General features: G+C 66.3%; 27 protein-coding genes and 1 pseudogene. 17 read left to right on the top strand and 11 right to left on the bottom strand.

Annotation, left to right across the window (positions count from 1 at the left end; all coding sequences use genetic code 11):
• Positions 1 to 14 precede the first annotated feature (14 nt).
• Positions 15 to 644 carry a DUF4232 domain-containing protein gene (locus ACZ59A_RS22085; protein ID WP_470960878.1) on the bottom strand — a complete coding sequence of 210 codons (630 nt, stop codon included), beginning with the start codon at positions 642 to 644 and terminating at the stop codon, positions 15 to 17.
• A gap of 358 nt (positions 645 to 1,002) precedes the next feature.
• Between ACZ59A_RS22085 and ACZ59A_RS22080 the strand changes: the two genes are divergently transcribed.
• Positions 1,003 to 1,749: a dienelactone hydrolase family protein gene (locus tag ACZ59A_RS22080; protein ID WP_470960876.1), complete on the top strand. Its 747-nt coding sequence runs from the start codon at positions 1,003 to 1,005 to the stop codon at positions 1,747 to 1,749.
• A gap of 1,840 nt (positions 1,750 to 3,589) precedes the next feature.
• Here ACZ59A_RS22080 and ACZ59A_RS22075 read toward each other — a convergent pair.
• The gene (locus ACZ59A_RS22075; RefSeq protein WP_470960874.1) at positions 3,590 to 3,790 is read right to left on the bottom strand and encodes a hypothetical protein; all 201 of its coding nucleotides are present in this window, start codon (positions 3,788 to 3,790) and stop codon (positions 3,590 to 3,592) included.
• 278 nt (positions 3,791 to 4,068) lie between these two features.
• On the bottom strand, positions 4,069 to 4,428 hold the full coding sequence (locus ACZ59A_RS22070) for an AsnC family protein (RefSeq protein WP_470960872.1): 360 nt from the start codon (positions 4,426 to 4,428) through the stop codon (positions 4,069 to 4,071).
• Positions 4,429 to 5,251: 823 nt separating this feature from the next.
• Here ACZ59A_RS22070 and ACZ59A_RS22065 point away from each other — a divergent pair.
• From ACZ59A_RS22065 to ACZ59A_RS22040, 6 genes are all read left to right on the top strand, one after another.
• A complete protein-coding gene (locus tag ACZ59A_RS22065; RefSeq protein ID WP_470960870.1) occupies positions 5,252 to 6,469 on the top strand; it encodes a helix-turn-helix domain-containing protein in 1,218 nt (405 codons plus the stop codon).
• A 133-nt stretch (positions 6,470 to 6,602) separates the two neighbouring features.
• Positions 6,603 to 7,019, top strand: a complete 417-nt coding sequence (locus tag ACZ59A_RS22060) for a hypothetical protein (RefSeq protein ID WP_470960868.1) — start codon at positions 6,603 to 6,605, stop codon at positions 7,017 to 7,019.
• On the top strand, positions 7,019 to 7,204 hold the full coding sequence (locus tag ACZ59A_RS22055) for a hypothetical protein (RefSeq protein ID WP_470960866.1): 186 nt from the start codon (positions 7,019 to 7,021) through the stop codon (positions 7,202 to 7,204). The genes ACZ59A_RS22060 and ACZ59A_RS22055 overlap by 1 nt, the downstream gene beginning before the upstream one ends.
• Complete coding sequence (locus ACZ59A_RS22050) at positions 7,201 to 7,518, top strand: hypothetical protein (protein ID WP_470960864.1); 318 nt, start codon at positions 7,201 to 7,203, stop codon at positions 7,516 to 7,518. The genes ACZ59A_RS22055 and ACZ59A_RS22050 overlap by 4 nt, the downstream gene beginning before the upstream one ends.
• 192 nt (positions 7,519 to 7,710) lie before the next feature.
• Entirely contained in the window at positions 7,711 to 8,088 is a 378-nt protein-coding gene (locus ACZ59A_RS22045) for a glycine-rich domain-containing protein (protein WP_470960862.1), read from the top strand.
• Between the two features lie 37 nt (positions 8,089 to 8,125).
• Positions 8,126 to 8,278 carry a hypothetical protein gene (locus ACZ59A_RS22040; RefSeq protein WP_470960860.1) on the top strand — a complete coding sequence of 51 codons (153 nt, stop codon included), beginning with the start codon at positions 8,126 to 8,128 and terminating at the stop codon, positions 8,276 to 8,278.
• A gap of 237 nt (positions 8,279 to 8,515) precedes the next feature.
• Here the strand turns inward: ACZ59A_RS22040 and ACZ59A_RS22035 are convergent, their stop codons facing one another.
• The 4 genes from ACZ59A_RS22035 to ACZ59A_RS22020 all read right to left on the bottom strand — a co-directional run bounded on the left by ACZ59A_RS22035 (position 8,516) and on the right by ACZ59A_RS22020 (position 11,954).
• On the bottom strand, positions 8,516 to 8,830 hold the full coding sequence (locus ACZ59A_RS22035; protein WP_470960858.1) for a hypothetical protein: 315 nt from the start codon (positions 8,828 to 8,830) through the stop codon (positions 8,516 to 8,518).
• A gap of 440 nt (positions 8,831 to 9,270) precedes the next feature.
• Complete coding sequence (locus ACZ59A_RS22030) at positions 9,271 to 9,852, bottom strand: HNH endonuclease (protein WP_470960856.1); 582 nt, start codon at positions 9,850 to 9,852, stop codon at positions 9,271 to 9,273.
• 349 nt (positions 9,853 to 10,201) lie between these two features.
• Positions 10,202 to 11,221 (bottom strand): hypothetical protein, encoded by a 1,020-nt coding sequence (locus ACZ59A_RS22025; protein ID WP_470960854.1) that lies wholly within the window; start codon positions 11,219 to 11,221, stop codon positions 10,202 to 10,204.
• 478 nt (positions 11,222 to 11,699) lie between these two features.
• Complete coding sequence (locus ACZ59A_RS22020; RefSeq protein WP_470960852.1) at positions 11,700 to 11,954, bottom strand: hypothetical protein; 255 nt, start codon at positions 11,952 to 11,954, stop codon at positions 11,700 to 11,702.
• Between the two features lie 667 nt (positions 11,955 to 12,621).
• On the opposite strand from ACZ59A_RS22020, the gene ACZ59A_RS22015 reads away from it, so the two are divergent.
• The gene (locus ACZ59A_RS22015; RefSeq protein ID WP_470960850.1) at positions 12,622 to 13,194 is read left to right on the top strand and encodes a trypsin-like serine peptidase; all 573 of its coding nucleotides are present in this window, start codon (positions 12,622 to 12,624) and stop codon (positions 13,192 to 13,194) included.
• Between the two features lie 91 nt (positions 13,195 to 13,285).
• Here the strand turns inward: ACZ59A_RS22015 and ACZ59A_RS22010 are convergent, their stop codons facing one another.
• The 4 genes from ACZ59A_RS22010 to ACZ59A_RS21995 form a co-directional block, all read right to left on the bottom strand.
• Complete coding sequence (locus ACZ59A_RS22010) at positions 13,286 to 13,579, bottom strand: hypothetical protein (RefSeq protein WP_470960848.1); 294 nt, start codon at positions 13,577 to 13,579, stop codon at positions 13,286 to 13,288.
• Between the two features lie 763 nt (positions 13,580 to 14,342).
• Positions 14,343 to 14,633, bottom strand: coding sequence for a hypothetical protein (locus ACZ59A_RS22005; RefSeq protein WP_470960846.1), 291 nt, complete (start codon positions 14,631 to 14,633; stop codon positions 14,343 to 14,345).
• Positions 14,630 to 15,046 carry an ATP-binding protein gene (locus ACZ59A_RS22000; RefSeq protein WP_470960844.1) on the bottom strand — a complete coding sequence of 139 codons (417 nt, stop codon included), beginning with the start codon at positions 15,044 to 15,046 and terminating at the stop codon, positions 14,630 to 14,632. Before ACZ59A_RS22000 ends, ACZ59A_RS22005 begins: the two co-directional genes overlap by 4 nt.
• Positions 15,047 to 15,091: 45 nt before the next feature.
• Positions 15,092 to 15,499 (bottom strand): NUDIX hydrolase, encoded by a 408-nt coding sequence (locus ACZ59A_RS21995; protein WP_365229197.1) that lies wholly within the window; start codon positions 15,497 to 15,499, stop codon positions 15,092 to 15,094.
• Between the two features lie 111 nt (positions 15,500 to 15,610).
• On the opposite strand from ACZ59A_RS21995, the gene ACZ59A_RS21990 reads away from it, so the two are divergent.
• The 9 genes and pseudogenes from ACZ59A_RS21990 (at position 15,611) to ACZ59A_RS21950 (ending at position 20,158) form a co-directional block, all read left to right on the top strand.
• Positions 15,611 to 16,396 carry a GntR family transcriptional regulator gene (locus ACZ59A_RS21990; RefSeq protein ID WP_470960842.1) on the top strand — a complete coding sequence of 262 codons (786 nt, stop codon included), beginning with the start codon at positions 15,611 to 15,613 and terminating at the stop codon, positions 16,394 to 16,396.
• Between the two features lie 197 nt (positions 16,397 to 16,593).
• A complete protein-coding gene (locus ACZ59A_RS21985; protein ID WP_470960840.1) occupies positions 16,594 to 16,944 on the top strand; it encodes an SCO3933 family regulatory protein in 351 nt (116 codons plus the stop codon).
• A gap of 5 nt (positions 16,945 to 16,949) precedes the next feature.
• A complete protein-coding gene (locus ACZ59A_RS21980) occupies positions 16,950 to 18,326 on the top strand; it encodes an FtsK/SpoIIIE domain-containing protein (RefSeq protein WP_470960838.1) in 1,377 nt (458 codons plus the stop codon).
• Positions 18,327 to 18,407: 81 nt separating this feature from the next.
• The gene (locus ACZ59A_RS21975) at positions 18,408 to 18,617 is read left to right on the top strand and encodes a hypothetical protein (protein ID WP_470960836.1); all 210 of its coding nucleotides are present in this window, start codon (positions 18,408 to 18,410) and stop codon (positions 18,615 to 18,617) included.
• Positions 18,618 to 18,641: 24 nt separating this feature from the next.
• Positions 18,642 to 19,244 (top strand): annotated as a pseudogene (locus tag ACZ59A_RS21970) (DUF2637 domain-containing protein).
• Positions 19,245 to 19,261: 17 nt separating this feature from the next.
• A complete protein-coding gene (locus ACZ59A_RS21965; RefSeq protein ID WP_470960834.1) occupies positions 19,262 to 19,447 on the top strand; it encodes a hypothetical protein in 186 nt (61 codons plus the stop codon).
• Positions 19,447 to 19,638 carry a mobile element transfer protein gene (locus tag ACZ59A_RS21960; RefSeq protein WP_063729874.1) on the top strand — a complete coding sequence of 64 codons (192 nt, stop codon included), beginning with the start codon at positions 19,447 to 19,449 and terminating at the stop codon, positions 19,636 to 19,638. The genes ACZ59A_RS21965 and ACZ59A_RS21960 overlap by 1 nt, the downstream gene beginning before the upstream one ends.
• 13 nt (positions 19,639 to 19,651) lie before the next feature.
• Positions 19,652 to 19,846 (top strand): hypothetical protein, encoded by a 195-nt coding sequence (locus tag ACZ59A_RS21955; protein WP_123098263.1) that lies wholly within the window; start codon positions 19,652 to 19,654, stop codon positions 19,844 to 19,846.
• 24 nt (positions 19,847 to 19,870) lie between these two features.
• A complete protein-coding gene (locus tag ACZ59A_RS21950) occupies positions 19,871 to 20,158 on the top strand; it encodes a hypothetical protein (protein ID WP_470960831.1) in 288 nt (95 codons plus the stop codon).
• The last annotated feature ends 98 nt before the right edge of the window (positions 20,159 to 20,256 follow it).

Below are 20,256 nucleotides of genomic sequence, written 5' to 3'. Positions count from 1 at the left end.
CTGGAAGGCGCGAGTCAGCCGCCCTGGCCGATGCCCCCGATCGGGCCGACCTTCACCGCGGAGCCGGTGCCGTCCGTGACGGGCAGTGTGCCGGCGCCCGGCCAGTCGAGGGTGACCGACTTCGTCTCGTTCGGCGGAGTCACCACCAGCCCCGTGATGCGGACGCCGGAGCCGCCCGTGTCGTTGATCGGGTAGTTCACGCCGAAGTACGTCGACTCCCCGTCCTTGAGGACGGCCGAGGTGGCCTGCTCACCACTGCGCTTCGCGGACAGCTCCCCCTCGCTGGTCTTCAGGTCGACGCCCGCGTACCCGGAGAGCGAGCAGTCCCGGCCGCCGCCGTTCTTCAGGGTCACCGCGACGGTGCCCTCGCCGTCGCCATCGATGCTGCGGTCCGCCGCCGTGACCTCGAGCTCGTCGGTGGTGCACTTGCCGACCTTGGCGTTCTCGTCGGAGCCGGTCCCGCCGGAGCCCTTCTCGTCGCCCTGGTCCGAACCGCCCGAGCCCGAACCGCCGTCCGAGGAAGACGCACTGGACGCGGACGACGGGTCGCTCTTCGCCGTGCCGTCATCGTCGTTCTGGCAGGCCGTGAGCGAGATGCCCGCGGCGACGACCAGGGCGGCAAGGGTGAGCTTTTGAACACGCATCGTTTTTCCTCAGTATCGGTGGGGGTGTGTCGCCTGCTCGGTACGAGTCGGTACGAGCGAGCGTTTGTGATCACCAAGATCGTCTCGCCCGGTGAAGCGTTCCGCTCAACCGCCCCCTAATACACTCCTGTTACACGCCCGGCCGGACTCCGCGAGACCGGTATCCGTGGGCTAGGTTGCGGGGATGACTACCGGGACGGCATCGCGCCACACACGGATTGGTGACCCGGTGCTCTTCTGAGCGCCGTACGGGCCAGCACGGGCCCGGTGTTCGACAGAGGATCTCGCGCTGCCGCGCGGGCTCCGCCTCCGTCGTGTTGATCACAAGCTCGACACATCAACGACGACAGGAGAGTTCATGCACACCAAGACGCTGCGGATCCCCACCCCGGACGGTCACGCCGACGCCTTCGCCGCCTTCCCCGACAGCGGCGAACCGCACCCGGGGGTGCTGATGTACGCGGACGGCTTCGGCATCCGGCCCGTGCTGCGGGAGCTGGCCCGCGAACTGGCCGGGCACGGGTACTACGTGCTCGTCCCCAACTTCTTCTACCGGCACGGCCCGGCACCGGTGATCGAACTTCCCGAGCACATCGGAGAAGAGGCCCGGCCCGCGGTCTTCGCCCAGCTGATGCCCTTGATCGAGGCGCACACCGACGAACGCATCCTGCGCGACGCCGATGCCTACCTCAGGTTCCTCACCACCCAGCCCGAGGTCGCCGCCGGACCGGTCGCGGTGACCGGCTACTGCATAGGCGGCCTCCTGGCGATGCGCACCGCCGCGGCCCACCCCGACCGGGTGGCCGCCGTCGCCGGATTCCACGGCCCCGTGGGCGCCGACGGGCCCGACAGCCTCCACCGCCTCTTCTCCAAGCTCACCGCCCGGGTCCACCTCGGCCACGCCGAAACCGACATGACGCCCGAGGCCCTCGGCGAGCTCAACCGGGCCCTGGACGCCGCCGGTGTCGACTACACCTCCGAGATCTACCCCGGCACCATCCACGGCTTCACCATGTCCGACACCGACGCCTTCGACCCCGCGGCCCTCCAGCACCACTGGGACCGCCTGCTCCCCCTCCTCGACCGCACCCTGACCAACAACTGAGAGCCATGAGCTGACGGCGGCGCGCGCGCCCGCCCCTCAGCACAGCAATAAGCCCCCTACCCGCGGGGAAACCGCAGGCAGGGGGCTTATTGGCGTCAGGCTACTTCTTCTCGCCCTGAGTCTTGCCGGGGATCTAGGTGAGCTGGGTTTTCGCTGGTCGGGACGGTGGTCCCAGGCGCTTGAGCGGTCGCCATTGGCCGTTGTTGGCCACTACCGAGCAGCCTCGGACGGCCCAGAGACGGCCCGAAAGTACAGGGCCGTGCATGGCGCGGCCTTCTGATCCGTAGCCCTACAGAGATCGATCAGCCACGGTCATTCTGGCTCCCAAGGGGTCGGGGAACATCACGGCCAGCCGCGCTCGGTTGCTGTGCACCACTGCTGTACTGCAGTGCCGCATGAAACTGGGGGGCCATCCGCTGATGGATGAGGAGGAAGGGCGTGACGTACCCGGTGGCCTCCGACACCGACGCCCACCCAGAGCAGATCAAGATCACTCCAGCCAGGAGTGCGAAGACGTAGATAGCGCTCATGCCCACCGTCGAGGCGGGTGCCTGGAATTGCCTCCAGCGATCTTTCATACTTGAACCGGTCCTGTCTTGGGCCATCGGCCACCCGCGCCTCTTGCTACGGACACGCGGGTGGCCTCCTGCGTTCAACGCCCTGGCGGGCCTGGTGGGTTGATTGTGACCACCTCAAACCCGAAACCGCAACTTCAAAGACCAGAGGCCAGCTTCACCTTAGGTTCATCGATTTGATCAAGGGAGTAACCCCTCTCACCCTTCGATTCAATGGCACTCACCTTCAATCGTGCTTGCTAGCACGTCGGCATGCCTGCTCGTTCGCAGAAGTGCGCGCCATACGGCTCCCATGCGCGTGCGACTTCCTGCATGCCTTCCTGCAACGCTCCCTGCACAGCAGCATGCACGCCTGCTTGTGCGCATGCTTGTCCACACGCATGTGTCCCCGCTCGTGTCCTCGTGCCCCTCGCCGTGTCCCGGCTTGAGCTTTTGTGATCGCCGGGCGAGCCACCGCCCTCAAGAAGACACAGCTCCGTGCGTCTCGCCGGGCTCAGTCGGCGCAGGCCGAAGAGCAACTACACGCCTTCCAAGCCTGTTGGTGCCTTGCGGGGCCAGGGGACAGGGCCGTTCACCTGCGTTCATGCGCAGCCGGTTGTCTGAGCGGCTACCGCCTCCGGTCTCGCCTGAACGGCCGTGAACGGCGCTGAATGAGACGGAAACTGAGACGGACGGCGGTGCCGGGCCCGATAGCATCTTCGCTACTGAAGGAGGGAGCCATTGACCCTGGTCCGCAAGAGATCACGACGGATCGTGGTCGACGGCACGGCCTACCGCTGGCGTCTGCGACGCAGGCCGACCTACTGCCAGGGCCTGACATGGTCACCGTGCACGTTCGCGGTCGAGCAAGCAGACGTTCCCGGCACAACGCTCGTAGTCACGACCAACCAGCCGCATCCGAGTAACCGGCTCGGTCGTGAGGCCAAGCCTGTCCTGCCCGCCGACGTTGCTGAGGCGATCGAGCTCGCTCTTCATGCGGGCTGGGCCCCAACAGCTCCGGGCCGCCCGTTCCACCTCGATCGTTGTGCTGGCTTCGCCGCCTTACCCTGAGCGGCAAGGCGCAGGATCTGAGCTTGGGAATCACCGGCCCATTGCGGTCGATCGTCCCGCTGACCTGTGTAAACGATACCTTTAGCGATCTTGGGTAAGGGCTCCTGGTGTCCGCTGTTGACCGTGGTCTACCGCTCGTTCTGGCACGTATCTGGCACGGCTCCTCGCGCGGTGACTACCAGTGATGGGGACGTGCTGCGTTGATCAACCGAGTATTACGTGTGATGTCGCTCGGTGGTGCTGTCCTCATCGTCGGGCCTCGGCGCGAAGAGGAGCTCTAGCAGCCTGTGGTAGGCCGCCGGGTTCGGATCGTCGGACACGTGCCATTCGACCTTCAACTGGGGGTTGCTGTGGTCGATGATGCAACCACGTTCGGTGCAGTCGTGGTCTTGGGGCATCGCGTTCTCTGCGTGCATGCGACGAACGTAGCGAGGTTCAGCCCGCTTCGCGTACCAAACGACCCATTTCAGCGCAGCTAGGGTCTGACCCAAGGCAGTTCTCCGGGTACAGGCATCCCCCCCGTGTCGCAGATCAACTCGGGGAGCCCAGGCCATAGCTGGGTGGGGACGGTCACTCGTGATCGTCGTCTGTCGTCGTTGGTTGACCTTGCACGACCCAGGGACGGCCCAGCCGGGGCTGCATCAGGGGCTGGGGCCAGTTGCTGTGACACAAACCCACAGCCGGGCTCCCGAAATCACTCGTAGTCGTCATATTCTTCGTAGTCGTAATCCCAATGGGAATATCGACGCTTACGCTCTTCTTGGATATCTGTCGCCCTAGCGAGCCGTTGACGGACGGCCTGCCGAGAGAGCCCGCAGGCACGTCCGATATCCGCCTGTGACACCTTGAACTGGCATGCGTAATAGGTCGCAGTCAGGATATTGGTTTCTATTCCTGCCGAGAACTCTGTCAATGTTGAAATTAGAGCCAGGTGTTCTTCCTTTGTTACCGGCCCTGAGGTGCTTTGAGGTGGATTCGGGAGTCGCTCTATAGCCTTCTCCCACGCGAGCCCATACAGGTAGTTGGTGATGGGGTCGTTCAGTGGCAGCAACATGATGACAAGCGTAGTTGTCACCGCTCGCCCTTGGGTGCGGCTGAGCGTGCGCACACATACAGGGCTGACCTGCCGTGATCGACTCGCCGTTGACGTGCGGTCGCCAGATGTCGCATACTCACTGGCACATCCGGTATGCCCGGAACCAGAGGCGGAGACTTGCTCTCCGTCTTTTTTGTTGCCCGGACATAGAGTCGGGCTTTTTTATTGCCATTTCTCCTTCGCGAGACTGGCGATGTTTGTGCGGCTCGGCCGTCGACTGGCTGGCGGAGTCGCCCCTCAACCCAGGAGACCCAGGTGAAAACCCTTGGTGAACTGGCGTCGTTGGGATCTCTCCCCGGAGTGGCGTGGGTGCTGCGGTGCGTATTGCGCGACATCCTAGACCACAGGAATAAGCGGGCAGACCGTGAGCTGAAGCAGCAGATGATTCAGCGGATCCCTGACGACCAGGTGGCCTCAGTATTCCGAGAGCCTGGCGCTGACCCTAGCGCAGCTCAGGAATAACAGAAGCGGCTATTTGAACCAATGATCTCCTGGAATGGAGGCGTGTAGCCTGTTCTGCAGTCTTAAAACTGCAAGAGGAGGGTTGAGTGAACGACCGGGGGGTGACGCTCGCTGCCCAGCATCGAGCACTCGTTGAAGCTCTGGCCGAAGCCAGAGAGGTACCGGCCGGACGCCTACTCGGCTTGCCGGAACTACCCGATGAGGCGCCGTTCGCGAGTGCGGGCCAAGGATGGCGTGCGTGGGGGAGCTCCCAGCGACTCGTAGGCCGCACCCCCTGCGGCGTAGCGTGGATGGAACATCCACCGGGGCGGGGGTGCACATGGAGTACCAGAGCGAGAGCATCGGTGATCGAGTCGGTCGACTGCGTGAGCGACGGGGGCTTACCCAGGAGCATCTCGCCGAGCGCGCGAGCGTGTCGGTCGACACCGTGCGCAAGCTTGAGCAGAACCGCCGCTTGTCGGCGCGGCTGGTCACGCTGAACCGGTTGGCCCGCGCGCTGGATGTCGAGACGTCCGTGCTGGTCGGGCAGCCCACGACCTTCGAGGCCCGGTCCGATGGCGACGCCCCGTCCGTACTCGCGCTCAGGCAGGCGGTGTCACCGCTGTCCGACCTGCTCGGCGAGGACCCGGATCCGGAGGATCCGCCCCCGGTGGGGGCTCTGCGTGCGTCGCTTCGCTCGACCGAGGTCATCCGTCGCGAGGGACGCATGGGCGAGATCGGCGCTCTGCTGCCCCAGCTCATCCGCGACGCCCGCGCCGCCGCTCGCGCTCACCATGGCGGCGACCAGGCGGCCGCCTATGCCGTGCTTGCCGAGGCGTACCAGGTGGCGGCGACCACGCTGACGGCGCTGGGCAGGGAAGACGCCGCTTTCACGGCCATGGAACGTGCCGTCGAAGCCGCCGGACGCTCCGACGACCCCCACCTGGAGTCCATCGGCGCCTCCACCCTGGCGTGGATCTTCACCAAGCAGGGGCGACTGGAGGACGCCGAGCGCGTCGCCCTGACGTACGCCGACCGGATCAACCCCGGCTTCCGCTCCCGGCCGGTCGAGCTGTCGCTCTGGGGGATCTTGCTGCTCCGCGCGGCCACGGCGGTCGTACGGCAGGGCGAGCGCGCGTACGACAGGGTGGAGGAGCTGCTGCGGCTGTCGACGGGCGCGGCGGCGAGCATCGGAACCGACCGGCTCGACTACGCCACGCCGTTCGGTCCCACCAACGCCGGGGTGGCGAGGGTGAACTTCCTGGTGGAGATGGCGAAAAGCCCCGAGGCGATCGCTGCCGCGCGGACGGTGCCGGATGTCGGATCGCTGCCTCCGACGTGGCGAGCCAGGTTCCACGTGGACCGCGCCCTCGCGTACTCCGATCTTCGAAGGGACGACTCGGCTACGCGAGCCCTTTTGACGGCCGAGCAGGACGCCCCGGAGTGGATGCGGTACCACGGCACCACGCGCCACCTCGTGGCCGAGCTGCGTGGCCGCGAACACCGCCGTACCTCTCCGGTGACCCAACTCGCCGACCGGCTCCACCTGGATGGGTAGGGCGCTGCGTCCTACCGCACTGTAAGGCTGGGACAGCACGTCACTGTCCGATCACTCACAGCGCCCATAGGTTTGCGCCCCGCTGGCAGCAGCCAACTGGAGCTGCCAGCTCCGCACGATGCAAGGGGCGCTCATGACGATCAGAGCCGAGCAGTGGACACCGCCGAACGGGCTGGAGCCCACCGCCTTACCAACGGGCAGGTGGTGGGACGCCGTCCGGGTGGACGAGAGCGTCGGCGAACGTGCCCTCGCCATCCTCGGCGGACAGTCCGGAGCCGTTATCCAGGACCGCTGCAACACCTTCTACTGGCTCATCACCCCTGGCTCCGCCGCGTCATGGAACCTGCGCGGAGTCACCGTCCTCACCGAAACCGAAGGCGTCGCCACCTACCTCGGTGTGCCCCCGGCGGACCGGCTGACCCGCCCCGGCTCGTATTGGCGGGTTCCGTTCACCCGCGGCCGGTACCTCACCGACTCGCACCTGCTGTACAAGGCGTTGATCTGCGTCCTGCCCGCCGAGCCTGGGGAAGGCCAGGAGGTCGACCGGTGATGCCTCAGGTGTGCGCCCGCTGCCAGACGACAACCAGGCAGCCGGTCGTGGTCGCGATCGGGCACGGCGCGAGCGGTGGCGGTGGCACCGTCTACGCCTGCCCTGGCGCGTGTGCCGACAGCTTCCCGAAGCAGCGCGACCCCTTCGAACAGACCCTCCCCGCCCCCGTCAGGCAGCAGCGATGACGACCGCGGCCGACTTGGACCCGGCCGCGCTCACCCGCGCACAGCTCCAGGGCTGGACCTGTGCACTCTGCGGCGCACACCTCACCGCCGACAGGCCACTGGGCAGCGTCACGATCGGCCACGGGGCGCCCCGGACGACGTACGAGGTGTGGGCCTGCGACCCCGTATGCGGCGCCGAGCCCGAGGCGACGCCCTGGGGACGGTTCCTCGACCATGCCATGGGCTGCGCCGACTGCCGGGCGGGCCAGCGGTACGCCGCCGGGGACGGGTTGCACCACGCGGTGCGGGAGGCCGTCACCGCCGCCGCCCCATGACCGGGAGGAATGCCGCTGCCGCCGAACACAAAGCCCCGCCCCGGACGCGCGCTTGGACGGCTGGCGACCGGGACGGAGACCGTGCGCCACACCCCACTCAGAGAGAGGAAGGCACATGCGAGACATTACTGCGTTACTCGACCGGCCACAGCGGGCCGAGGTCATCGGGACCGTCCTGCGCAACAACCCGGCATGGACGAGGACATGGCAGGCCGGATCGTGGACGAGGCGGTGAAGTTCGTCGCCGCGGTGTCCGGGGCGTCCCGGCCACTCGCCCCGTCACGGGTCGTGGATGAAGGCTGGCACGCCCTGATCCTGCACACCCGCACGTACCGCCAACTGTGCGAGCGCGTCGGCACCTTCGTACACCACGTCCCGCAGGCACCGGACCCACAGCGGCGAAGCCCCGAGGCGCTGACGCGGACCCAGCGGCGCATCGCCGAGGCAGGGTTCCCCATTGACGGCGCGCTGTGGCTGGCGCCCGCCGACCTGAGCATCCCGGTGGCTGCCGGTTGCCAGCACTCGGATGACAGCGGGCCGATCGTCATCATCCCCAAGCCCAAGGGCTGACCCACGTAGGCTGCGGGCCGGAAGAAGGAGGACGCCGATGGAGTGGATCGACCCGAAATACGCCGAGCTGGTCGCGACCCTGCGACGGGCCCAGGCGGACGCTTCCGAGCAGGATCCGTCCGACGCCCGGCCGGTCCGGGGGTTCATCGCCCCCGACGCCGGTCCCAGCCAGCCCGGAGCGCACTCGTAAGGCCGTCGCTGGCCCAGGACAGCGATAAGCCCCCTACTCGCGGAGAACACGCAGGTAGGGGGCTTATTCGGTTCAGGCTACTTCTTCTTGCCCTGGGTGTTTTCGGAGATCTTGGTTACCTGCGTTGTTGCAGCTCAGGGGCGGTGAGCTTGTGCCCATGGTGGTCGTCGTTGGTCGTCCTTGGCCACTGTCGAGCGACCTCGGACGGCCCAGAGACGGCCCAGACAGCCGACCGGATCAGACCTCGCTCATACGGTACGGCTCAGGCAACGGCGACAACGGCACGTCGAGCACGCGTCCCAACAGCGCTCGTGCAACGGCGTCGCGCTCCCAGTCCGGTTGACCTGCCCGCATCGAAAGGATCACGCGGTCCCGGGTGACCACGGCAGCACCCGTGAAGCTTGGGTCGGTGATCGAAGACTCATCCAGCATGATGTCCAGCTCCGCGAGAAGATCGGGCAGAGGGGCGTCAAGAAGGTGTTCAGGACTCAGCACCAACTGGGCGTAGCAGGTTGGCAGCTTTGATGTCTGCACTTGGTCAAACCTCGTCACGGGTCTATCTCCTCTGCCAGCCTTTTTGAGCCGCCAGAGTGCTGCTACAGCACCGGGCTCGCGCGGCGCCACGCTGAACGATCTCCCTGCAATAGTGAAAACACAGACACCAGTACGAGCGCCTGGACGGAAACCTCAGCTTGGGAAGCTTGGGTTATCCGCAGGCCATTGCTGGCTTGACCTGCGGCGGAGTGGCGGCGTGGCCTATCTGACGGGTGGCCTGGTTCCCCGCAGTTTCCCGTGGTTCCCCGCACCATCTGGCACGCGTCTGGCACGGTGCGGACGCCTGGTCTGTGCGCTCGCTGTGCTTGCTACCACCGCATAAGAGTTCGATCAAACCTCAGCTCGGCTGTAGGACTGCGTGGACGCCTCGGCTGAGCGAGATCGCGCGAGGCACCTGCTGTACGCAGTCATTGATGTCACTCTTGGATGTCAACTGATCAGGACTTCTCGGACTCGTAGCTTGCTTGCTGTACATGCCTGGTGAGCTGATTTGCAGCCGCCTGAAGCACGGCCACGCGGGTGCCTTGGCTGAACCCAATGCCGAAGTGCGTTCCTGCTTGGCCTAGGAGGCTCCGCAGGAGCTCGGATACTCGCTCAGCTGCACCCTCCTCCGCGACAACAGATGCCAAAGCGTCTTTGAAATCCGGAGCCTTCTCGGCGGCAGCAAGCCACGCCATGAAGGTCTCAACTTCCCTACTGGGGCGCTCTTCTCTGGTCGCGATCCAGCGAGCCATTTGCTCTGGGTCTACCCAGTCTGGGGAGTCTTGATGGCAAGGCCGACAGAGTAGGAGCAGGTTGCTCGCGTCGTCCGGTCCACCGAGACTCTTGGGGATGATGTGGGCCCGTTCGAGGTTGGCCCGTTGCCATGAGGCTTGAAGAGTTGCCCGGTTCCATCGCTCAGAGAGCCATCCGCAGGCGAAACAACACGGCTCGTCAAGACGCAGGTGCGGTGCGAAATCCCGCCGTCTCGGGCTCTTCTCCCAATGTTGCGCAATCGTCCACTTGCTCGGTACGGACATAGGCCCCCTCTGGCTGCTACCGGCAGCATGCCACCCGCTAGTGACATCGGGCCCTGCACTTGGGTCGAGCGCTTGGTGGACGTTGAGCCCCGAGGCAGCAGGCCGGTAGCACCACCGCCTTAGGAGCGAGGTTAGGCGGCTGCCGCTGTGACCTGCGCGTATCCAGGGTGCGACAAGCTTCGGTGTGTTCCCCGTCGTTGAAGGGCACGCTATGGGCACGACGCAGAGATGGGGGAGAGCAGCGTTCCCGGGTGGCCGCCAGCGACCGGCCGTGGCTCCGCCTCGAACGGCAGCCGAGAGAGGCCGTCGCGACTGCACGGATGGCGTCCTTGGGATGCAGTGGCCCGCATCAAGTATCCTGCTGAGGGTTGAGCACCTCTTGGGCCTTGCCGACGAACAATAGAAGGTCGTTGGCGACGTCACCGGCCGTGTGGGAGAACTCCCGTTCCGGTGATGATGCATGCTCGGCATCAAGGGCGTAGCGGAGTATTCCGTATACCTGATCATCGGTCACGGTGCCGCTCTCGATCAGAGGGTAAGCGACAAACATGTAGCCCTCGATGGCGGCGCGGAGGCGCGCGATGAGTTCGGGGGGCGGTGCAACGGTCTCGTAGAACGGGACAGGGGCACCTCCGTCGGAGGGCTCGATGGGTCTGGCGCCCCCAAACACCCCCGTCTCCCGCGTCTGTGAAAAGGGAACGACTGTGCCTCCCAGATTGGTGTGAGTGGGAACCTGCGGGAAGGGAGTCTCCAGGTCGTGCACGGTTTCCTGGGCCCAATTCTTTCCCGTTTCTCTCCACAAGGGAGACACCTGGTCCCTGACGAAGTGGCGAATCCGGTCCAGGGCTGTAAGAAGATCTTGCTCGTGCCCTGCCTGGATGACCTTGGACCAGGCAACGCGAGTGTCGCCGGAGCTCTCGTAGTCGGAGAGCCCTGCCTGTGCCTCGTTGTATACCTCCCAGGCTGCCTCGTTGACGTCCTCCGGCCCTTCCAGCAGCACCAGGGCAGCTGCCTTGTCGACACGATCAAGGGCCGCACGGGCCTCTCTGGTGTCGACCGTGCTCTGGTAGAAGTCCCGGTCGAATTCGGCTATCGCAAGTTGGAGCTTGTGAGCTTCGTTGATGAAGGCCGCGTAGACCTGACGTCGGGCGCTACCAGTGCTTTGGGCTGCTGCGGCCCTGATTTGTTCGCGAGCGGAGTCGAGAGCGGCGCGGTAGGCGGATTCTGCCTGGGCATAGGCGGCTTCGGCAGCTCGGTGTGCGGGGCGGGCTTGGATACGGGCGGCGAGGACACCGGTGATGGTGCCGAGGGCAACGCCGCCAAGCGCGCCGACTGCGGATATCCATGCTGCGGTTACTTCGGGCTCCACGACGGCTGATCATGCCGTACAGGGCCGGGGTGCCGCAGTGGGTCGCCGAACTAGGTGTCCGAAAGTTACCCGGCGCCATATGCCGCGGTGCTGCTGACGTGGATTCCTTGGCGGTGCGGCACGCTGCACGGATGCGGGAGTCCACGGTGCCCCTCCAGACCAAGTCATAACGGGGGGCTGGGGGGTGAAGGTTGGGGGCGGTTGTTGGGGCTGCGCTACCCCAGCCAGCCCGGAGCATCAGTGGACCGGCTGGACGTTCTCCGTTGGGTGGGGACACGGGAGCCCCTGCACGTGATCCTCTTGGCGCCGGAACTGGTGGTGGAAGCTGGTGTGACGTCGCCCGCGACAGCGGCGGCTGGTGGCGGCACGTCGCGAGGTGGCACCGGGCGCGCCCCGACGTAATCCCCGGGCGAGGTGCCGCGTTTCGATGAATGAAGAACCCCCGGCCGCCGGAAGAGCGCCGGGAGGTTCTTCTGTGTTAGGAGTCGCTTCTTTTAGCCTCCCGCGCTGTCGTCCTCAGTTGCTCCTTCGCCTCTTCGGCTCGCGCCTTACGAGAGCGGTAGGCCATGACGGCTGCAGTGACCCCGCTGACGGCTGCTCCGCCGACCACTACGCCCACGGCCGCGCCTTTCGTGTACGCAGCTTTCTCAATGGCGCTGATGAGCTTGTCGACGCCCCCCGCCTCAGCCGCCTGCTTCGTGATCTCCCCGTACTTCCCAAGGTTTTCTAGCATCCCCACTACTCCCCCGGCTTCACGCGGAACGTCTCGACGTTGGAGACGCCCTCGCGGGCCCTTCGTTCCCCCTGCATCTGGCACGGTTGTGGCACGGACCTTAGCCGACGACAGTCAGCCACGACGGCCGGCACGTACTGACGGTGCTTGAGCCCTCAGCTTGGGAATCACGGATTGTTTGCAGTCGATCATTGCGCTGACCTGCGTGAACGGTGCCAGACGCGATCTCGCATGTGAACTCCTGGCGGCCCGTGTTGACCGTGGTTTACCGCTCGTTCTGGCACGCATCTGGCACGGTGTCCGCGCGGTCTGAGCGAGGCTTCCCGAGCCATCCTGCGCGAGTAGAAATTCCTGCGGAAAGCATACCGGGATGGAGAAATTCCGAGCTATATTTGCCCTCTTGGGTATGTGTGCACGCACTCAACGGCTTAACGGCATCCGGTTGGCGAGGGTAGGGCAGCGTGATCATTTCGGAACCATCCGTTCAGTCGCTCTTCTTGGCGGTCACCGTGAACGGGCAGCAACTTGGAAGCGCCACCGGATTCATTGTGATGAAGGATGCGCAGCCGTATCTGATCACTAACTGGCATGTGGCGAGTGGGCGTAACCCCGGTACTGGCCAGCCGCGAAGTGCAACAGGTGCAACGCCGGATACACTGCCATACCAATGCTGATGCCGATTAAAGGTCACCAAATTGAATGGCGGCCTATTCCTCAGCCATTAGTGACTCCGGATGGCGACGCGGCCTGGATTGAACACCCTACATTTGGCCGCAGGGTAGATGTGGTGGCGCTGAAATTGGGGAATCTTGGCGACGCAGAATTGCATCCGTATGCATTAGGTCAAAATGGTCGCGAGCTACGCGCCCAGGTTTCGGACTTCGTTAATATCGTCGGCTTCCCGTTCGGTCAGGCCGCAGGCGGGGCGTTTGCCATATGGACCAAAGGTGCCATCGCGTCCGAGATAAGCGTTGATTTCGACGACGTCCCCTGTTTCCTGATTGATGCGAGGACTCGCGAAGGGCAGTCCGGTTCCCCGGTGATTGCCTACTCCCCGGGAGGTCCAACCACGCTGCAGGATGGCTCGCTGGCAATGCTGGCTGGGCCAGCGGTGAATCTCCTTGGTGTCTATTCTGGTCGCATAAACGGACAGTCCGATCTCGGTGTAGTTTGGAAAGCGACTGTTATATCTGAAATCCTTGAGAATGGAGTTCCAGGAAGGGGGACGCTGAATCCGTGATGCGTGCAGAAAGGTTTGTAACGCTATCGCAGTGACGGGTCCGGTCGGCTCCGGCGAGAAGCTCGGAGCCGACCGGGGTGGCCAAGCGTGATCAGGTCCGCCTGCGCCTCGCCATGATCTGGGCAGTAGAGGGCTGGTGCCGTATGGCGAGCTGTTGTGAAGCTTGAGTCGAAGCCATGAGACGCACCAGCATCAGCACCACGACGATGGTGATCACCTGCGTTGTCTGCTCCAGGACTCCTGAGAGTGTGTCGCCGTTGATCACGCAGGCTGTGATCACGCCGAGGGCGATCAGGACATTGCAACTGTCAGCGCCCTGTGTAACAGTCCCATGTGTGCTTCCACCCCACCGGGGGAGGAGCGTGTTGAGGGCCGGGATCGGCATGAGTCTCCTTGGTTCCTCGGGGGCGCCCGACTCTCGCCAAAGATTCCCGGGCGCCCTACGTGTTTTCTGGCGAGTGCCATGTTGGCGTACGCCTATGACAAACAAGGCGCCCGACTCTGTTGAGACTCCTGTGTGTACCGAGTCCCCCGGGTGCTCTGCGTCTAGGTGGGATCGTGACACGTGATGCCTCGTCAGCCAAGAAACTTATCCACGGCCCCTGCGGATAAGTTAGTGAAAGCTGTTAAGACTTTACGTAGCTCTGTGCACGGAAGTCTGGGCACAGCTGTGCACAAGGGTGGGATTTCCACTCTCTTGAAGCGCTGACCAGCCAATTCTCTGCCCATGGCCTGTGCGTGCGAAATGCTTCTGTAGATCACGACAGATGGCGATGCAAAGTTTCACCGTTGGGGGGCCAGCCAGGTCGGCGGAGCGGGTTTGGGCGGTGGCCTGCCCGGTCTGGGGTCGGGCATGGTCAGGGGGCCGTACGCTAGTTGGCAACTCGGGCAGGCTTTGGACCTGCCCGCAATTAGCACGAGTGGCCCCCTGGCCTTGCCCGACGCGGGACCCGGACCGGGGAGGTGCCTAAAGCCGTGGAGCCGACCCCAGCCACGACGGTGCTCTTCTCCTCGGCCAAGGTGCTTGCTGCTGGCGCGCGGCCGGGCGGTCGGGCCGGAGCGGGGCGAAGACAGGAGCGGCAGCCCGACCGCCGGGCCGCGCGCGCCGCGCTTGCGCGGCGCCTTGAACCCGTAGAGAAGGTTGTAACTCACTGCTGGCGCTTGGCGCGTTCGTGCTCGGCGATGCTGATGATGGTCTCCGCTCCGTCGATCTGGTGGCGGAGCTTGTTGAGCACGTCCGAGCGGGCTGACTGGATGAGGTGGGCCGTGGTCGGGGCTGTGCCGGTGCTGGTTCCGGTGGGGGTCCAGAACGTCTTGTGGCTGCACTCGCGGATGATGTCTTGGCACGTGCGGATCACCCAGTTCATCGCCACGGTTATCTCGTCGCGGTGGAGCTGGTCCAAGTCCCAGCCGTCGTTGCGTTCGGGGCGGTGGGTCATCGGTCGGCCTTCTGGTGGGCTACGAGCTGGGCGGTGACGGTGCGGCCGTGCTGGTTGCCGGTGATGTCGACGCGGCAGGCGAGGGCCATGACGATGCTTAATCCGCGGCCGTGGATGTCGTACGGGTCGGCCTCTGTCGGGTGGGGTTCGGGGCTTCCGCCCGAATCGCTGACGGCGATCGCGACGGTCTGAGGTGACAGGGTCAGCGTCAGGTGGAAGGTGCCGAAGTCCGTGCCGCTGGCGGTGTGGTTGAGGGCGTTGCTCCCGAGTTCGCTGACGATCAGTTCGGCGTCGTCCACGCATGGGTGGCCGCTGAGGATGTCGCGGGTCCAGCGGCGGGCGCGGGTCACCTCTTCTCGGAAACCTGGGCATGTCAGGCCCCAAACTCGCGGGCTACTCATATACTCGTCCATACAAGTTCCTTCGTGCTGGTAGGGGCTATGGGCCGTGGGTTAGTGCTAGACGAGTCGCACGCCGTCGTGGGCGCGGACGGCCGGCGGGCTGGCGTTGTCGAGTGCGTCGAGGACGCGGATGGCGTATGCCTCGTCGGCGAGTTCGGTGATCTCGTCGCGGGTGACCCAGCGCAGGGCGCGGGTTTCCGCTCCGGTGGTGGGGGTGCCGTCGATGGCTTCGCAGCGGAAGACCATGGAGACGATCAGGCCGGTCATGTTCTTGTAGACGCCGGTGAGGGTCGCCGGAAGCGCGATCTTGATTCCGGTCTCTTCGAGGACTTCCCGCTGCAGGGCGTCGGGGATGGTTTCCTCGCGTTCGAGCACGCCGCCGGGCGGTTCCCACTTACCGTTGTCCCGTCGCTTGATCAGCAACGCACGCCCAGCGTCGTCGACGATGACTCCGGCGACGCTCACGGAGTGCGGGCGCTCAGTGCTCACGTTCCACGCCCCTCTCGGCTGGCTAGGCTTTCCACCGTAGCAACACCAGTCAGCCGCTCGTCTAGATACCTAAAGGAGTACGTGCATATGCCTTCCCTGACTTCGACCCTGGGTGTATTGGACCCCACGAGCGACCGGGCGGTGTTCCGGCAGATCGCCGACGCGCTGCGGGAAGCGATCGACAAGGGCCGCTTCCGGGAGGGCGACAAGCTGCCCTCGGAAACGGAGCTGGTGGAGCACTTCGGGGTGTCCCGGATGACCGTGCGCAACTCGTTGTCGCTGCTCCAGCAAGAGGGGCTGGTGGTCTCTGAGCATGGGAAGGGGGTCTTCGTCCGGCCACGACCTCCGGTGCGGCGGCTGGCCTCGGACCGGTTCGCGCGCCGCCATCGGGAGCAGGGGAAGGCGGCCTTCACCGTGGAGGCCGAAGCCGCTGGAAGCCGTCCGGAGGTGGACGGCCTGGAGGTGAAGGAAGAGCGGCCGTCGCCGGACATCTCCGCCCGGCTGGGCTCGCCGCGCAAGGTACTGGCTCGCCGTCGCCGGTATCTGCTGGATGGGCGGCCGGTGGAGTTCGCCACCTCCTATCTCCCGCTGGATCTGGCCCGGAATACCCCGATCGCGCAGCCCAACCCCGGCCCCGGCGGCATCTACGCCCGGCTGGAAGAGCTGGGGCACCGCCTAGACCACTTCGATGAGGAGATCCGCGCCCGGATGCCCTCGCCCGCCGAGGTGCGCACGCTCCAGCTCGCCTCCGGCGTCCCGGTGATCTCACTGATCCGTACCGCCTTCGACTCCGAGGGGCGCGCGGTCGAGGTCTGCGACACCGTGATGGCCGCTGACGCCTACGTCCTGGCCTACCAGCTCCCCGCCACCTGACGGACGGGCCGGATGGCGCGCTGTGCGGCCGTCGCGGGCCGCTTCTCCCGACTCGTACACACGCAGACACCTACTCGTATAGACGAGTGGCTGAGTGGTGTGGCATGGTGGTGATCGTTCCCGGCGCGATCGGGTTCGACCACTGACACTCATCTAGACAACTAGGTGTGTCATGTTGCGAGAGAAGGAGAAGCAAGTTGCGTTCCATCCGTGTCGAGACCTCCGGTGCCACGGTGCTGCTGACTGAGGCGCCGGAGCCCAAGGTCAGGGACCGGCAGACCGGCGAGATCGCCAAGGACGCGCAGACCGGCGAGACCCTGATGCGCCTGGGCGTCGTCTACATCGACGGCGGGGAATCCTCCCTGCTCCAGGTCACCGTGCCGGAAAGCGGCGTGACGGAAGGGCTGGCGCTCGGGGCGCCGGTCACGCTGCTCGGGCTGATCGCCCGGCCGTGGGAGACCGTCTTCAACGGGCAGCAGCGGCACGGCATCGCCTTCCGGGCCGACGCCATCGCTCCGGCCGCCATGCCGGTTGGTGCGGGGGCCTGAGCCTGATGAACGACGTCATGACGTTGATGGAGGTGGGTAGCCCGGTCGCCGCAACGGTCGGCGGGGCCGCCTACCTCCGGGCCCGGCACCCGGCCGCGTACTGGTCCACGATCGGGCTGCCCATCTCCACGGCCCGGCTGCTGGGCTCGTACGGGTCGGTGATGGATGCGTGCGGGCTGACCGTTCCGCCGTCCCGGCTGCGGGCCTGGGCGACGCAGACGCTCACCCACCGAGAGGTGCGGCCGGTGCCTCCTCGGCGGGGGCTGATACGGCCGACATCCACCGGGCTGCGGGTCCGGCTGCGGCTGGCGCCGGGGCAGGAACCTGCGGACGTGGCGGCCTCGGCCGAACGGCTTCGGCACGCCTGGGGCGTTCACGGCGTGTACGTGGACGTGATCAAGCCGGGAGTGGTCGAGCTGCGGCTGATCGGCTTCGATGTACTGAGGAAGGTACGGATGCCCCGAAAGATGGCGGGCGACTTCCTCAAGGTGCCGGTGGCGCTGCGGGAGGACGCGACGCCGTTCGTACGGGACTACCGGGCCGTTCCGCATCAGCTGACCCTGGGCGCCACGCTGTCGGGGAAGTCCATGTTCCTGCGCCACCTGATATCCGGCCTGGCCCGGCAACCGGTCGCGCTGGTCGGGATCGACTGCAAGCAAGGCGTGGAGCTGGCGCCATTCGCTCCCCGCCTGTCGGCCCTGGCCACCGATCCCGATCAGGCGGCCGACCTGCTGCCCGTGCTCATCGAACTCATGGAGGACCGATACGACCTGATCAAGAAGCGGCAGGGCTTCGCCCCCAACACGCCGGATGAAGAGATCACCTCTGACATCTGGGGCCTGCCGGAGGATGAACGGCCGGTGCCGGTGGTACTGCTCGTGGACGAGGTGGCCGAGCTGTTCCTCGTCGCCACGCGGAAGGATGAGGAACGGCGGGACGAGATGGTTACCCAGCTCATCCGGCTGGCCCAACTCGGCCGCGCGGCAGGCATCTACCTGGAGGTGTGCGGGCAGCGGTTCGGCGCCGAGCTGGGCAAGGGCGCGACTATGCTGCGGGCTCAGCTGACCGGCCGGGTCTGCCACCGCGTGAACGATGAAGCCTCCGCCAAGATGGCGTTGGGCGACATCGCCCCCGAAGCGGTCGGCGCGGCCTGCGCCATCGCCCCGGAACGGCCCGGCTTGGCGGTCGCTGGGGACACCTCGGGCGGCTGGTCCCGCATCCGGACGCCGTTCCTGTCGCTGGGTGACGCTGCGGCAGTCTGCCGCGAACAGGCTCACCTGGTGTCGGTGTTGCCCGCGCTCGAACCGTTCCGACCGGACGTGCCGGCCGTCCCGGTGAGTACTCCGACCTCCCTGCTCAAGCCGCTCCCGGCCACCGAATAAGCCACTCCCAACCAATGGTCGGCGCGACCGCATCGCGCCATGTCCCTACCACCGCCTTGCCTGAAACCGATTGGAGTACCTGTGTCCCGTCCCACCATCTCCGAGGTCTCCACGCTCATCGCCGACCTGGCCGACTTCCGCAAGTCCGATGCCGGGCAGCGGGCAGAGCTGATGAGCCGCAAAGCCGATCTGCTGGAGCGCATCGCCGCTGCCCAGCCCGATGACATCGAGGCCGCTGAGGTCGCCGCCGCCGCTCGCGCACGTGCCGACGAACTCACGGCAGGCGGCTGACCCGACTGGAAGGAATCCCTACCCATGCGCGCTCACCTGGCGCGGGTTGACGCGGTGCTGGTGCAAGCGGTCATCGCCGCTGCGCTGTCCTTCGCCCACCTGCATGACCTGGCCTCGGCGGCCGGACAGGACGGGTGGAAGGCGTGGGCCTACCCGGTCTCGGTGGACCTGCTGCTTGTGGCGGCCTAGCGGCGGCTGCGGTCCGGGTCGTCCAAGGCGGCGGGCTGGTGCTGGTTCGTCGTCGCCCTGGCCGCGTCGCTCGGGGCCAACGTCGCCACCGCCGGACTGCTCGACCTGACCGACGTACCGGCCTGGCTGCGCATCCTCGTCGCCGGATGGCCAGCCGTCGCCTTCCTCGGCGGAACGCTCCTCGCCCACACCGCACCAGCGGCCGAAACCGCCTCGGCTCCGGCCGAACCGGAATCCGCGGAGACCCCCGCCGAACCGGAGCCCGAGAAGCCGAAGGCACCCGCGCCGCACGTCCCGGCCGCGCTCGTCACCCACGCACGCAAGCTCGCCGACGAACACCGCACCCGTACCGGCTCACCCATGGACACCGACACCCTGCGCGCCCGCCTCGGCGTCCCCGCGCCGCTGGCCGACGCCATCGCCACCCACCTCAAGTGATCAAGGAGACGACACCTGTGCGCCCCTCCACCCTGCACGCCCTCCAGCGCGCCGCCGAACTCAACAGCCAGGGACGGTTCATCGAAGCGGTGAGCATCGCCGAACCGGTCATCCTCGCTGCCGACACCGAAGAATGCGCGGAGATCAGGCGTTGGCTGGCCGACCACCGCGACGACTTCGCCGACCGAGGGGAGAACGGCTGATGCCCGCGCCTCGCCGCTTCCGCAGCGTCATCCGCATCGGCCCGGTCCGCGTCGGCACCGCAAACGATCAGCGGGGACGTGAGAAGCACACCGCCGTGTGCACAGCTCCGCGCTGCGACTTCTCCGCCGACTACGACACCCGCGCCGCCGCCGAACTGGCCGCCCGCACGCACCGTTGCCCCGTCCGCTGAAAGGAGATCGCCCGTGACCATCAGCCTGCCCCTGGTCTTCGTCCTCGGCGTCATCGCCTGGTTCGCGATCAAGTTCCTGGGCGTCCGCATGTGGGTCGCCGTCGTCATCGCGCTGTTCGGCTTCTGGCTCGCCCACACCGGCCTCGCGCCCTTCGTGGAGTCCGGTACGCGCTCCGGCGTCGACACAGTCAACCCCGAACACGACTAGACGAGTAGGCAAGAGGAGATCGCCGTGTTCCGACCGAAGTACCCCGAAGCCCCCACTCCATCGACCGTCTACACGCCCGCTCCAGTCGTCCAGCACAGCCACGCTCCGGCCTGCTCCTGCCAGCACGCTCCTGCGGCTGCCCCTGCTCAGCAGACGCCGTGGCTCGGGCCCACTGCCCGGACGGTCGGTGCCGTGCTCGCGGTCGGCGTCGTCGTGACCGCGCTCCTGGCGGCCGTCGTCGTCACGGCCATATCCGTCGCCGTGGCCGCTGTCGTCATGCGCTCGCTGCTCACCAGCCAGCGCCACCGCTAACCCACAACGAACACGACTGCCGGGGCGGCCTCGATACCGCCAAGCATCCGCCGCCCCGGCAGCCCCACCCCTCGAAAGAGGTGACACCCATCATCACC

Source organism: Streptomyces sp. NPDC040405 (assembly GCF_055595765.1).
Note: the sequence above shows the minus strand (reverse complement) of the source record. Positions and strands in the feature narration are given on the sequence as shown.